Source organism: uncultured Streptococcus sp., assembly GCF_963511325.1.
Lineage (GTDB): Bacteria > Bacillota > Bacilli > Lactobacillales > Streptococcaceae > Streptococcus.
In genome coordinates this window covers 1-14,340 of sequence record NZ_CAUPII010000039.1, presented here as the reverse complement: position 1 = coordinate 14,340, position 14,340 = coordinate 1, and the positions used below count along the sequence as shown (strand labels likewise).

General features: G+C 39.3%; 13 protein-coding genes and 2 pseudogenes. 6 read left to right on the top strand and 9 right to left on the bottom strand.

Translation table 11 applies throughout. The annotated features are described in order from the left end of the window. The coding region (locus RQ973_RS08650) for a solute carrier family 23 protein (RefSeq protein ID WP_311523689.1) at positions 1–362 on the top strand (362 nt) is incomplete at its 5' end. A gap of 109 nt (positions 363–471) precedes the next feature. On the opposite strand, the gene RQ973_RS08645 is transcribed toward RQ973_RS08650, so the two are convergent. From RQ973_RS08645 to RQ973_RS08620, 6 genes are all read right to left on the bottom strand, one after another. Then, positions 472–1,170, bottom strand: a complete 699-nt coding sequence (locus tag RQ973_RS08645) for a CPBP family intramembrane glutamic endopeptidase (RefSeq protein WP_261676350.1) — start codon at positions 1,168–1,170, stop codon at positions 472–474. Positions 1,171–1,440: 270 nt separating this feature from the next. Continuing rightward, on the bottom strand, positions 1,441–2,352 hold the full coding sequence (locus RQ973_RS08640; RefSeq protein WP_311523686.1) for a DMT family transporter: 912 nt from the start codon (positions 2,350–2,352) through the stop codon (positions 1,441–1,443). A gap of 9 nt (positions 2,353–2,361) precedes the next feature. Continuing rightward, positions 2,362–3,294 (bottom strand): serine hydrolase domain-containing protein, encoded by a 933-nt coding sequence (locus RQ973_RS08635; RefSeq protein ID WP_311523685.1) that lies wholly within the window; start codon positions 3,292–3,294, stop codon positions 2,362–2,364. Beyond that, complete coding sequence (locus RQ973_RS08630) at positions 3,291–4,016, bottom strand: CppA N-terminal domain-containing protein (protein WP_311523683.1); 726 nt, start codon at positions 4,014–4,016, stop codon at positions 3,291–3,293. The genes RQ973_RS08635 and RQ973_RS08630 overlap by 4 nt, the downstream gene beginning before the upstream one ends. A 149-nt stretch (positions 4,017–4,165) precedes the next feature. After that, complete coding sequence (locus RQ973_RS08625; RefSeq protein ID WP_311523682.1) at positions 4,166–4,984, bottom strand: endonuclease/exonuclease/phosphatase family protein; 819 nt, start codon at positions 4,982–4,984, stop codon at positions 4,166–4,168. A 51-nt stretch (positions 4,985–5,035) separates the two neighbouring features. Continuing rightward, the gene (locus RQ973_RS08620; RefSeq protein ID WP_311523681.1) at positions 5,036–7,222 is read right to left on the bottom strand and encodes a PTS transporter subunit IIBC; all 2,187 of its coding nucleotides are present in this window, start codon (positions 7,220–7,222) and stop codon (positions 5,036–5,038) included. A 201-nt stretch (positions 7,223–7,423) separates the two neighbouring features. Here RQ973_RS08620 and RQ973_RS08615 point away from each other — a divergent pair, with 201 nt between their 5' ends. The 5 genes from RQ973_RS08615 to RQ973_RS08595 are packed head-to-tail and all read left to right on the top strand — an operon-like array spanning position 7,424 to position 12,131. Next, a complete protein-coding gene (locus RQ973_RS08615; RefSeq protein WP_311523680.1) occupies positions 7,424–8,371 on the top strand; it encodes a TIGR01212 family radical SAM protein in 948 nt (315 codons plus the stop codon). Continuing rightward, positions 8,355–8,912 carry a class I SAM-dependent methyltransferase gene (locus RQ973_RS08610; protein WP_311523679.1) on the top strand — a complete coding sequence of 186 codons (558 nt, stop codon included), beginning with the start codon at positions 8,355–8,357 and terminating at the stop codon, positions 8,910–8,912. The genes RQ973_RS08615 and RQ973_RS08610 overlap by 17 nt, the downstream gene beginning before the upstream one ends. Then, positions 8,905–9,159: a hypothetical protein gene (locus tag RQ973_RS08605; protein WP_075231833.1), complete on the top strand. Its 255-nt coding sequence runs from the start codon at positions 8,905–8,907 to the stop codon at positions 9,157–9,159. Before RQ973_RS08610 ends, RQ973_RS08605 begins: the two co-directional genes overlap by 8 nt. A gap of 11 nt (positions 9,160–9,170) precedes the next feature. After that, positions 9,171–11,225 (top strand): sodium:proton antiporter, encoded by a 2,055-nt coding sequence (locus RQ973_RS08600; RefSeq protein ID WP_311523678.1) that lies wholly within the window; start codon positions 9,171–9,173, stop codon positions 11,223–11,225. A gap of 42 nt (positions 11,226–11,267) precedes the next feature. Beyond that, a complete protein-coding gene (locus RQ973_RS08595; RefSeq protein WP_311523676.1) occupies positions 11,268–12,131 on the top strand; it encodes a YihY/virulence factor BrkB family protein in 864 nt (287 codons plus the stop codon). A 227-nt stretch (positions 12,132–12,358) separates the two neighbouring features. Here RQ973_RS08595 and RQ973_RS08590 read toward each other — a convergent pair whose 3' ends face one another. From RQ973_RS08590 to RQ973_RS08580, 3 genes and pseudogenes are all read right to left on the bottom strand, one after another. Continuing rightward, a complete protein-coding gene (locus RQ973_RS08590) occupies positions 12,359–13,300 on the bottom strand; it encodes an alpha-L-glutamate ligase (protein ID WP_311523674.1) in 942 nt (313 codons plus the stop codon). Positions 13,301–13,314: 14 nt separating this feature from the next. Next, positions 13,315–13,653, bottom strand: a pseudogene (locus tag RQ973_RS08585) (cation:dicarboxylate symporter family transporter); the annotation flags it as partial. Continuing rightward, a pseudogene (locus RQ973_RS08580) lies at positions 13,646–14,340 on the bottom strand (ISL3 family transposase); the annotation flags it as partial. The pseudogenes RQ973_RS08580 and RQ973_RS08585, both read right to left, overlap by 8 nt.

Genomic DNA, 14,340 nt, shown 5'->3' with positions numbered 1-14,340 from the left:
GGGTTATCGGTATGACTCGTATCGCTTCTGTCTCAGTTATCCGTAACGCTGCCTTTATCGCAATTGCCCTCAGCTTCCTTGGTAAATTTACTGCTTTGATTTCAACAATTCCAAACGCTGTACTTGGTGGTATGTCAATCCTTCTTTACGGAGTTATCGCCAGCAACGGTTTGAAAGTCTTGATTAAAGAACGTGTTGATTTCGGTCAAATGCGTAACCTTATCATCGCAAGTGCCATGTTGGTACTTGGACTTGGTGGCGCAATCCTTAAACTCGGTCCAGTGACACTTTCAGGAACTGCTCTTTCAGCTATGACAGGTATCCTCTTAAACCTAATCTTGCCATACGAAAACAAAGACTAATCCATATAGAATCAACAAGAGGTCGGGACCGAAATCCCGACCTCGTTTTTATGAACAAGAAGACTTTGATACAGTGACTCATTTGACTGTTGTCAAAAAGTTTGATTTTTTAATTTCCCCAAGCAATCAAGAGATACAAGAGACTTGAACCAAACATATCTGCTAGAGCATGCATGAGAAAAAATGGCAGTAAATTCTTGACTACATACTTGTACAAGAAATAATAAAAGAGACCATAAACAAGCCCAATCACCAAGGCCCAGAGTAAGCCTTGATAGGTATGGAAAGAAATCCGTATAATTACCGAATAGACTAGAGCCAACCACTTGTGCTCTTCTTTTACTGAAGTCAACAAGCCCAAGAAGAAAAATTCTTCATAAAAACCATTTAGTAAAGCATAGCAAATCGCCATCGGCGTTAAAGCCATGAATTTTCGAATGATTTCCATAGGGTCTATAAAAGGAATTAGTTGAGGATTGAAATAATTATACTCACCACTAAGGGTTGTAATGATATCACCGAATATCCCAACTACAGCAAAGATAAGGGGAACCCAAATTAAAACAGACCAGCTCCAACGTATAGGAAGCTGTTTAAAATCATAATTTCGAATCACAAGATAAAGGAAGGTAATCCCTAACATCATCAATTGAAAATTGAAATTACTAGAATAGGCTGCCCCATCACTTGCTACATTTGTCGTAGTCTCTGCGACGCTAGTAAGAGTTAAAGGCGACAAACTCCCCATAAATTGTTGGGGAGAACGAATGATAAACTCTCCAAACATTAGAACAGTAACGATTAAGATATCAAACTATTTTAAGTATTTTCAAGGTCTAGCAGGATGAATACTTTGTAGAAACTTCATATTCCCTCCTTATCTTTAATATAGTGGATTGAAATAAGATATGAACAGAGAGATTAGGAAATTCAAACTAATTTCTAGAAATATTTTTAGCAGTTGTAGTGTACTGTTCTAGATTCAATATACTATAATATGGATTGATTATAAAAAAATTATATGAACCAACTTGCTGGAAGATTAAAAAACAGCCTTATCAAAGACTGTTTTAATACATTAAACGGAATGATGTTTCTTTTCAAGCATTAAATCCTTCAATGAAATGATAGTCACAGCTAATAAAATCATAGCCATTCCAATAAAATCTATCGGATAGAAAATATCTCCCATAATCATGAAGGCAAAAAATACTGCCGAGATAGGCTCAATCGAAGCCAAAAGGCTAGACTTGACTGGTCCTATCATACTAGCTCCCTTGAGGAAGGCTGTATAGGCAAAGACCGTTCCAATCAGAATGATGCCTGCAAAAGCTAGAATGGTATCAAAAGACAAGGGAACACTAGCACCGATAAGCCCCGTAAAGGGTACTGCTAGTATACCTGAGATGGTCATTCCAACACCAATAACCAATATGCTCCCCCATTTTTGAATCAATTTTATAGGTAAAATAATATAAAGAGCATAGGTTAGGGCTGAGAACAAGCCCCAGAATAGACCAGCTGGAGTCATCGAGAGTTGATCCAATTGCCCATGGGTTGCAATGAGAAAGGTCCCACCTATAGCTAAAAACATAGAGATGATTTCTGAAAGCGTCGGAGCCACCTTATCCTTGATACAAGTGTAAGCAAGGATTCCAACTGGACAGACATACTGGAGAACTGTCGCTGTCCCAGCATTTGTCTCCTGAATAGCTGAAAGATAAGCTAATTGATTTAGAAAAAGACCAAATAAAGAAAATAACAAGAGAGAAAACAGACTTGATTTATCCTTCAGAAAAGCCATAAATTTATCCCTTGATTTAGTATAGGCAAGAAGAATCAGGAGTAAACCAGCGATTATCAAACGGATATTGGTCAGAACGAGAGCTGATATTCCATGAGCCATCAGGTACTGACCACTGGTTCCCGATAAGCCCCAGGCAATACCTGCAATGACAGTATAAAGAGTTCCTTTTAAAACTTTTGACATACTTCCTCCCTAGTCTGCCTCTCGAATCAAGTCCATGACCTGATTACGATCCAAAATCCATTGAGCACGCTCATCTTTTTCATAGGTTCGGTTAGATAGAAAAATTACCGCCTCTTGCTTCTTACGATTCCACATGATAAAGGTCCCAGTATAGCCTGTATGGTCCAACCATTCATCTTCTATATTCCATGCTAATGAGCGTTCTTTATCATTCAGATCCGAAAAATTCTGACTTAAGTCTGCAGCAAAATCATCCTGCAAATAATGCTCTAGAAAGATTTTTAAATCATGAACTGTCGAAAACAAACCTGCACTACCTGCATGCTTTCCAAGCAAACGAGCCTTAGGATCATGGACCACTCCTGCTTTCTGTCCACGGACCGTTGGAACAGCTCGGCTAACTGGACCAAACTGAGTTTCCTTCATTCCCCAAGGATCCAAAACTTGCTCTTGTAAAATCTGATCCAAGTCCTTTTCAAAATAGTTTTCTAAGAGAAAACCTAGCAAGAGAAAGTGCACATCCGAGTAGAGAAAGGCTCTCTTCTCTCGGCGATTCAAATGATACATGGCATTCCTCAACTGGTCTTCTGAAAGCTGATCCCTATTTGGGATAAAAGGATCCAAATCTGTCGCATGCGTTAGGAGTTGACGAACAGTGATGTCTGGATAATCTACTTCTGGAAGATAGTCTCTTATGGAGTTATCAAGCTCAATCTTACCTTCCTTCCACAAGAAGGTTAAGACCGTTCCTACTCCAACAACCTTGCTGACACTGGCCAAATCATAGACCAAGTCCTCACGAGTCTGCTCACCAATTTCTGGATTTACTTCTCCTAGATACCAGTCAGACCAAACGCCATCCTGATAATATGCAAAAGAGGCACCAGGATAAATCCCTGCCTCAATTTGTTGCTTTATTTTTTGAATGATTTTTTGTTTCATACTGCTTCAAACCACAATTCAATATTGTTGGTATCCTTAGTTAGGAAAAACTTCTCAGATTTAGGAATAAAGTAACCAGCTTCTTCAAAACGCTGACGCAATACAGGCAAATCCAAATTCTCTACTTGAAATTTCAACATGGACAAGTCCCAAGTTATATTATTTTCAACCAGTAAATCGCTCCCTTGAGCTTGATTAAAAGCTAGTCGGTTTTCGATTTCTTCTTTTTCAAGTAGGCTTGATATCTCATCTGGTAAGTTAATTTCCACCGAGATTTCAAAGGCTGTCAAATATCTCAGTTCCTCATCTTTTGAAAAAGTGACTTCTTCCTCAACTTTTTTCAAATCCTTGATATTATCTTCGGCATGAATAAGAATACAATCCCCTTCTGGAGAAAGAAGCTCAAAAGCATATCCCTTAGCTCCCTTATAGAGTTGAGGGATTTCTTCCATTCTAGCTAGTAGTGCTTCAATCTCAGATGGCTTCTCTACCTTTACAAGTAATCTAGCTAATTTTTTAATCCCTTCAACCTTACGGCTCCTCATACTTGGTGACTCTTCTAAAACTAACTTTTCAATGCCTGACTGGTCTCCTAGTGATAAGAAGGCTGACTCTTCAAGCAAAGGTTTCATCCCCAAAGTCTCAATATAAAATGATTCATTTAGATTTCTATTATTTACCTTTAGCGTCGGGATCATACGCTTTATTTGATTTACAATCATAAATTCCTCCAACACTTTTTATTTTAAAGGATTTTATCTTTTTTTACAAGTTATTCAATAAAAAACTTTAACTATATTAACTCCTTAAATAAATCAACCCCTTCTGCTAGTAGAAGGGGGACTGGTTTGTTTTTACTAAAATACCTTATTTAGTCTTTCCAAGCTAATTCTGCTTGGAGACCATAATGGTCGCTCACCTGTGGGCTGTTTTTACCATCAAAGACCACGTGAAGGTTTTCTACCTGCATATCCTTTGTCGTAAAGATATAATCGATTCGAAGAGGTTCGCTGTTCCCCTTCCAGCCATCAATTTCAGGCGGAACAGTATAGCTACCACTTCTTTCTTTTGAAACTTCAAAAGCATCTTGTAAATCTAATGAACTAGCTAAAATGGCTTGATAACCTTCCTGGCCTGCAGGATTATTAAAATCACCTGCTAGCAAGAGTGGCTTATTCAATTCTTTCAGAACTGCTTCAAAGCGCGCCCATTCCTCTTGAAAGCCTTTATCCCACCAAGAGAGATGGACACTGGCAACTGCAAGTTCTTTACCTTCAACTACTGTCTCTGCTAGAGCAACACGACGAGTGTGGTAATCTGTCGGATCATCGACATCTGAAACCAAAATTTCACGAGCTTCAATTGGTGTTTTAGATAGGATTGCCACACCCTCATGATAGCGATCATAACCGATATGGTTATAGGCCCAAGTCCAATAATAGTTTTGACCTTGCTCAGCCAACTTCTCTACCAAAAGTCGCACATAGTGGTCTTGATGAATCGGCTCAGCCGATGGTAATGGCTTATAAAGTGGGCCTGTTTCTACTTGCGCTGAAGTGATTTCTTGGTTGATTTCCTGAAAACAAATCAAATCATAACTGTTTTCAAGGATATCTTGAAGTAAAAGTTGAAACTTTTGTTCAGGATTTTTTTCCATCCAACTATGGGTATTGAGTGTTAAAAACTTCATTCTTTTCTCCTATAAACAAGAGGTTGGAATCAGCTTCCAACCTCCTAAATATTACAATTCTACTTTTGCAACTGCTGTTTTAGCAGCAAGAGAACCTGTTTTTTCTAATTTAACTGATTTGATCGCATCACCATTTGTGAAGACAACTACTGTTGAAGTTTCACGTCCTGCTGCACGGATAGCATCCAAGTCAGCTGTGACAAGGAGATCACCTGCTGCAACTTTTTGTCCTTCAGCAACATGAACTGTAAATGGTTTACCTTCAAGACTTACTGTGTCCAAACCAATGTGAACAAGTACTTCAAGACCTGCTTCAGTCACAAGACCAAGAGCGTGTTTAGTTGGGAAGATACTTGATACAGTACCTGATACTGGAGATACAATGTTGCCGTTTGCTGGTTCCACCGCAAATCCATCACCCATCATTTTTTGAGCAAATACTGGATCCTTTACTTGTTCCAAGGCAACCACTTGACCGTCAGCAACTGAATAAACTTCTTCAGTTACACCTTTATATACAACAGCATTTTTAGAAGATGATGCCATTTGACTTGGAAGAGTTTCAGGAATCACTTCACCTGAGTCAAGAAGGTCTTGAATATCTGATTTCAAAACATCAGCTTTAGGTCCATAGATAGCTTGGACACCTTGCCCTTTCATGACAAGTCCCATAGCTCCTTCAGCTTTCCATTGTTCTTCTGTTCCGACTTTTTCAGCGTCTTTTACAGTAACACGAAGACGAGTCATACATGCGTCAACGTCAACGATGTTAGCACGTCCACCAAGAAGGTTGATGATGTTAACAGCTTGAGAAGCTTCTGCAACTTTTGACTCACCAGAAGCAGCAGATTCTGATGAACCTTCAGCAGTTTCGTAGTTTCCGTTACGTCCTGGAGTAGCATAGTTGAATTTTTGAATCATGAAGTTGGCGATGAAGTACATGATAACTGCAAATAGCGCTGTTACCCAGATAAAGTTAATAATATCCATACCAAGACCCGCATTGATCGCCATTGGTGTACGAGTCAAGAATTCGATAGAACCGAATGAGTGCATACGTAGGTTAACCACGTCAGCCATTGCAAAGGCAGCACCTTGAACTACTGAATAAACAAGATACATAGGTGTTGCAACGAACATGAACATATATTCAATTGGTTCAGTAACACCAGTCAAGAATGTTGCAAGAGCTGTTGCAATCATCATTCCTTTGTATTGGTGTTTCTTATCCGGTTCAACATTACGGTAAATAGCAGCAGCCACACCCATCAAAATACCGAATGAACCAATCATTTGTCCAACTTTGAAACGAGCTGGATGAACTGTATCTAGCAATGTTTGGTATTGGCTAGCATCAGTACCTTTAAGGTTAACAAGGTCTGTTACCCATGCAAGCCAAAGTGGATCTTGTCCAAATACTTGAGTGCCTTTTGCTGCACCAGTTAAAATATCGTAAGTACCACCAAGAGCTGTATAGTTCATTGGGATAGTCAACATATGGTGAAGACCAAATGGCAAGAGCAAGCGTTCCAAAGTACCATACAAGAATGGTGCAAGAACTGGTGCTGTTTCTTGTGAATTGGCAATCCAGATACCGAAGTTGTTGATACCTGTCTGAATAAGTGGCCAGAAAGCTGAAAGAAGAATTGCAGCGATTGCTGAGCGAAGAATAACTACAAATGGTACAAAACGTTTCCCGTTAAAGAATGAAAGGGCATCAGGAAGTTTACGGAAGTTGTAGTATTTGTTAAAAGCAGTCGCTCCAACAAAACCTGAGATAATCCCTACAAATACCCCCATGTTAAGCGCTGGTGCCTCAAGTACGCTAATGAAGTAATCAGAAACCTTGATAGATCCACCAAAGATTGTTGAAACCATAGCGTTAGGATCCTTCAACATATCCCCTGATACACCGAAGATTGTACCAGTGATACGGTTAATAAGGATAAATGCAAGACCTGCCGCAAAAGCACCACCAGCACGTTCTTTAGCCCAGCTTCCTCCAATAGCGAGGGCAAACAAAATATGAAGGTTACCGATAACCCCCCAACCAATTTGCTCTAGTACGCCACCAGTAATAACTAGGGGAGCAAGGTTTGGGTCAATCATTGCAAGTGACTTACCGATTGAAATCATCAATCCAGCCGCCGGCATAACAGCGATAACCACCATTAGAGCCTTACCGAATTTCTGCCAAAATTCGAAAGACAAGACATTTTTGAATGTATCTTTCATCATTCAAATCTCCTTTATATTTATTTGGCAAACGTTTTACGAAAACGTTTGCGCATGTTTATGTTTTAATTTTACCACTTTTTATTTTTTTGTAAAGGCTTTTATAAAAAAAATTTGACTTTTTCTGTCGTTTCACTTTCTAGGCATGCTCTCTCTTACTGACCTTTTTTGAGTTTGTAGAGCTTTTCTGATATAATATTAGCTATGAAATCCTATAATACCTTGAATGATTATTATCGAAATTTATTCGGAGAAAAAACTTTTAAAGTCCCTATTGATGCTGGCTTTGATTGTCCCAATCGCGATGGAACTGTAGCACATGGGGGCTGTACTTTTTGTACTGTTTCTGGTTCTGGAGATGCAATCGTTGCTCCTGATGCTCCTATTCGCGAGCAATTCTATAAGGAAATTGACTTTATGCACCGTAAGTGGCCAGATGTTAAAAAGTATTTGGTTTACTTCCAAAATTTTACCAATACACATGAAAAGCTGGAAGTGATTCGCGAACGCTATGAACAAGCTATCAATGAACCTGGGGTTGTCGGCATCAATATCGGAACTCGACCAGATTGCCTTCCTGATGAAACAATTAAATACTTGGCAGAATTATCAGAGCGAATGCATGTTACTGTAGAACTAGGCTTACAAACTACTTATGAAGAAACTTCAGAATTGATTAACCGCGCCCACTCCTATGAACTCTACGTGGAGACAGTCAAACGACTTCGAAAGTATCCGAAGATTGAGATTGTTGCCCATTTGATCAATGGTTTGCCAGGTGAAACTCATGAAATGATGGTGGAAAACGTTCGGCGTTGTGTAAGGGACAATGATATCCAAGGGATTAAGCTTCACCTACTTCACCTCATGACCAATACTCGGATGCAAAGGGATTATCATGAAGGTCGTTTGCAGCTCATGAGTCAGGATGAATATGTCAAGGTCATCTGTGACCAACTAGAAATTATTCCCAAGCATATCGTTATCCATCGGATTACGGGTGATGCGCCTAGGGATATGTTGATTGGTCCTATGTGGAGTCTCAATAAATGGGAAGTGCTAAATAGCATTGAGGCTGAAATGAGACGACGTGGTAGCGTCCAAGGATGCAAGGCTGTAAAACAGGAGTTTATGAATGAAAAGACCACTTGAAATAGCGCATGATTTTCTTGCCCAAGTCATCACCCAAGAGGATATTGTCGTTGATGCGACCATGGGAAATGGCCATGATACCCTTTTTCTAGCTAAGTTAGCTAAACAAGTCTATGCTTTCGATATACAGGAACAAGCTCTAGAAAAGACTAGTCAACGTCTACAAGAAGCTGGTTTGACCAATGCAGAATTAATCCTACAAGGTCATGAAACCGTGGATCAGTTTGTAAGGGAAGTTAAGGCAGCCATCTTTAATCTTGGTTATCTTCCTTCAGCTGATAAAAGCATTATCACCCAACCTCAAACAACTATTAAAGCACTGGATAAACTTTGCCAAATGCTAGTTAAAGGTGGACGAATAGCCATCATGATTTACTATGGGCATGAAGGCGGTGATATCGAACGGGATGCAGTCATGGATTTTGTCAGTCACTTACCACAACAAGAATATACTGCTACGATCTATCGCACTCTCAACCAAATCAACAATCCACCGTTTTTAGTCATGATTGAAAAATTAGAAAGGTATCGACATGGATAAACAATACCTACGAGATAAAATAGAAGCTCTTCGCCACAACTTTGTAGAATCAACCCAACATGAACGGGCAGTTGGTATGTTAGATGAAGCTCATATGAGCAAGAAGATGCTGAAAATCAAGAAAAAAATGATAACACTTGAAATGGAGCGTTGTCAGAAGAAAATCGAGCACAAGGACTGCTCGAAAATTGATCAAAAAATCCAAGAACAAAAGGAACTTTTTGAAGCTTGTCGAAAACAAAAATAAGGAGGTAGAAGATGGATTTACTTTTTTATCTCTTGATATTTTTGCTTGTTCTCATTGTTTCTAGTACGACCAATAAGCTGCTTCCCTTTTTACCCATGCCCCTGATTCAGATTCTTCTGGGAATCGGACTTGGTCTTTGCTTACCCAACAACCAATATCACTTAGATACTGAGTTGTTTCTAGCTTTAGTCATTGGTCCACTACTCTTTCGTGAAGCTCAAGAAGCAGATGTAACCTCTATCCTAAAGCACTGGAGAATCGTTCTCTATCTAATTTTCCCTGTCATCTTTATATCTACTCTAAGTATGGGAGGACTTGCCCATGTTCTTTGGGCGAGCTTACCATTAGCAGCCTGCCTAGCAGTAGGTGCTGCACTTGGTCCTACTGACCTGGTTGCTTTTGCTTCCCTTTCTGAACGATTTACCTTTCCAAAACGAATTTCAAATATCTTAAAAGGGGAAGGACTCCTTAATGATGCTTCTGGGCTAATTGCCTTTCGTGTTGCTCTCATCGCATGGACAACGGGAACCTTTTCAATCGCTCAAGCAGGAATTTCCCTAGCTATTTCCATCATGGGAGGGTTTGCAGTCGGCTTTATAACAGCCTTAATCAATCGTTTCCTCCATACTTTTCTACTCAGTGTTCGAGCTACTGATATAGCCAGTGAACTTCTGTTAGATCTCAGTTTACCACTTTTAACATTCTTCATCGCTGAAGAGATTCACGTTTCTGGAATTATCGCAGTCGTTGTTGCTGGTATTTTGAAAGCAAGTCGTTTTAAAAAGATAAATCTTCTTGAAGCCCAGGTGGATACTGTGACTGAAACCGTTTGGCACACAGTAACCTTCATGCTCAATGGTTCTGTCTTCGTTCTGTTGGGGATGGAACTGGAGATGATTGCGGAGCCCATTCTGAAGAGTGCTTTTTATAACAATGTGCTTCTTCTCGTCACAGTCTTTCTTTTAACCTTCCTACTCTTTGCCATCCGCTTTGTGATGATTTACGGCTTTTACGCGTTTCGAATAAAGAAACTTCAAAAAAGCCTCCACAAGTATGTTAAAGATATGCTTCTCTTGACATTTTCTGGAGTTAAAGGAACAGTGTCTATCGCCACCATCCTCTTGATACCTACTAATCTGGAACAAGAATATCCTCTTCTTCTCTTCCTCGTCGCAGGTGTAACCCTTGTCAGTTTTCTTACTGGATTACTGGTCTTGCCACACCTTTCGGAAGAGCAAGAGCCATCTAAGGATCATCTCATGCACATCGCTATCCTAAATGATGTTGCCATGGAGTTAGAGAGAGATCTGGACCATACTAAAAACAAGGTTCCCCTCTATGCTGCGATTGATAACTATCATGGACGGATTGAAAATCTCATTCTAAGCCAAGAAAATAAAGAAATCCAAGAAGACTGGGAAGCTCTGAAACTCTTGATTCTCAGTATCGAGAACGATGGTTTGGAACAGGCCTATGAAGAAGGAAAAATCGGTGAAAGAGGTTATCGTGTTTATCAACGGTACTTGAAAAGCATGGAGAAAAATATTAAGCGAAACTTTGCTTCTCGCCTAACCTACTACTTCCTTGTTTCAATACGGATTGTGCGTTTTCTCCTTCATGAGTTGCTCACATTTGGAAAAACCTTTCGTTCTTGGAGAGACAAGGAAAACCAAAGACTTCTTGCCATCGATTATGACCAGATTGCAGAGCTCTATCTAGCCAACACTGAAATCATCATCGAAAGTTTAGAAAACCTCAAAGGGATTTATAAGAGTTCTCTGATCAGCTTCATGCAGGAATCGCGTCTCCGTGAAACCAGTCATATTACCAGTGGTGCCTTTGTGGAGCGGGTTATCAATCGTATCAAACCCAATAATATCGACGAAATGTTGAGAGGTTATTATCTAGAACGTAAATGCATCTTTGAGTATGAGAAACAAAAACTCATCTCAGCCCAGTATGCTAAAAAACTACGACAAAATGTAAACAACCTAGAAACCTATTCTCTAAAAGAATCAGCCAACACATTACCTTATGATATGATGGAATTAGTTCGCAGAAATTAATGGCTATATAACATAAACAATTAAAAAATGGAGGATTGATAAATGATAAAGCTATGGAGAAAAATAACAGATAAACCTCTGTTAAAAGCTTTTTTGCATTACTATCAAGTCTCAGATAGTGAGTTGACTAGTGTAGCCGTTGCCTACTATTGGTTGATTTCAATCTTCCCTTTACTTATGATAGCCGTCAATATCTTGCCTTATTTTCAAATTCCGATCTCTAATTTTTTACTAACCTTAAAAGAACTTTTACCAGACACGATCTATGATGTAGTAGCAAAGATTGCTCGTGAAGTGCTGACACAACCATCTGCTGGACTCTTGAGTTTTGCGGTGATATCAGCTCTTTGGACCTTCTCCAAATCCATGAATTTTCTTCAAAAGGCTTTTAATAAAGCCTATGGAATTGCAAAAAATAGAGGAATTATCTCACACCAACTGATGAGTCTCCTAGTTAGTTTGGGACTTCAAATTCTCTTTGCTATTGCCCTATTCCTAAGTATGTTTGGTCATATGTTGTTGGATCTGCTAAAAAACTACTGGAAATCCGAAAGTTCTCTATTTGCATATTTACAGGATTTTACAGGACCGCTGATTTATGTCTTTCTGTTTGCGATCTTGATCATGCTCTATTATTTCCTTCCAAATGTGAAAGTCGGTCGTATTCGTTACGTCCTTCCTGGAAGTCTATTCGTATTCGTCACTCTTATTTCTTTATTAACCATCTTTTCAGCTTACTTCAATAACTATGTCAACTATCTTGTCGACGTTCGATTTTTCAGTTCCATCATCGTTGTTGTCATGATGTTCTGGTTTATAATCATTGCCAAGTTATTGATTGTCGGTGCAGTGATCAATGCCAGTGTTCAAAGCCTAAAAGACCCAGACTTTAAAGCAAAGCAATAATTTTTTATCGATTAATACTCAATGAAAATCAAAGAGCAAACTAGGAAGCGAGCCGCAGGTTGCTTAAAACACCGTTTTGAGGTTGTGGATAGAACTGACGAAGGCAGCTCAAAATACTATTTTGAGGTTGCAGATGGAAGCTGACGTAGTTTGAAGAGATTTTCGAAGAGTATAAAAAAATCAATCCTCCAGTCATTTAATACTGGGGGATTTTTGAATTAGTTACTTTATTGTCCACTCGTTAGGGCTTGCAATTCTGTTTTTAGATAGTGAGCCAAATGTTGGTGGGCAAAAATATTGGCATTTTTTTCTGCGGTAGGATTGTAGTTTGTGTTGGTATTTACATCATAAACATAAATATCACCACTCTCTGATTGAACCCATTCAATCGCCGCAACTTCAATCTGAGCATTTTTTAGGAAGTTTTCATAAGCTTCTCTTCGGTCATCTGGTAGAGGTTCTGTAATCTGGAATTTCTCAGATGTTTCCAGTTGCTCTGGTCTCTTGCCGATTTGGCAACCATCTGCTGGGCACAATTGGAAACCATCTGAAGAATCGATTGAAACAGTATAAAGGAACTTTTGATTAATAAACTCTGAACGACGAATACGTCCATCACTTGGCTTGATGTAGGCTTGTAACAAGGTAATCCCGTCCACTGATGGTTCAAAGAGAGGGCTATTGACATAAGCTTCCAATTCTTCTTCATTTTGGAAGAGTTGAACGCCTAATCCCTTACCTGCTCGATTGTGCTTGGTAATCAATGGATAGATGTTCAATTTTCTTGCTGCTTCAATGATATTTTCTTGACCCAAAACTGCAACTGTCGCAGGAGTCTCAATACCCGACTCGTTTAACTTCAAATATTGTTTGACTTTACTGATTTCTAGGTTGATAGCACCTGTTCCATTTACAACCTTGCGTCCATACGCCTCCAACCAAGTAATCACCTGCTCTGTAAATTCTGGGGCATAGCGATGTCCTCTGGTGTGAGAAGATGCAGACATGCGATTATAAAAGATACCTTGTGGCGGTGGACTTTGCAGGTCCAAAATTCCACTAGACAAATCCCACAGTTCATATGGAACTTCTAACTCTTCCAACCATTTGACCAAATGCTGAGTCCATTCAAGATTCTCATGAATCACATAAACTTTTGCTTCACTCATTACTTATCATCTCCTTAAGAAAAGCTGACTGATAGTTGGCTTTCCTTTTCTTCTTCTAAAATATATCCTTCTGTTTTTTCGATAACGCTGACTGTTAAGATTTGACCCAAAACATTGATCATAGTACGGCCAGCATTGACAAAGAAATCGACTGCAAAAATCAAGGCCACTCCTTCAACTGGCAAGTCCAGTTGAGGTGCTGCAGCTAGTAGAACCACGATAGCTCCTGAGGGTACGGTTGCCGCAATTTTTCCAATCAAAGTCAAAAGCAAAACAGTAAACAAGAGACTTGATAAAGAAAATTGAATGCCGTAGGCGTGGGCGATAAAGATAGTCGCTACTGAGAAATAAAGTCTGAAAAAGAGGATGGGCCTGTTTTAGATTGTCCTCAATAAGTCCGAAAAATTTGTCAAGTTCTTTATTCTGGAAGTGAAAAAGCAAGAGCTGATAGAGATTATAGTGGTGTTTCAACTCTTCTGAATAGCTCAAAAGCTTGTCTAGAATCTCTTTATTCGTCAAGTGCATGCGAAAAGTAGGGCGATAAAATCGCTTATCGCTGAGTTTTCGACTATCTTGCTGGATGAGCTTCCAGTAGCGTTTGATAGCCTTGTATTCATAAGATTTTCGCTCAAATTGATTCATGATTTGAACACGTACACGATTCATAGCTCGACTTAAGTGTTGGACAATATGGAAACGATCCAGAACTATTTTAGCATTTGGAAAAAGCTGTTTAGCTAAATCATAGTAGGGACTAAACATATCCATAGTAATGACTTTGACGCGACATCGGACAGAACTCTCATATTTAAGAAAGTGATTTCTGATGATAGCTTGTGTTCTTCCTTCAAGAACAGTGATGATATTGAGTTTATCAAAATCTTGTGCAATGAAACTCATCTTTCCCTTAGTGAAGGCATACTCGTCCCAAGACATAATCTCTGGAAGACGAAAAAAATCATGATTAAAGTGAAAGTCATTGAGCTTACGAATGACAGTTGAAGTTGAAATGGATAGCTGATGGGCAATATCAGTCATAG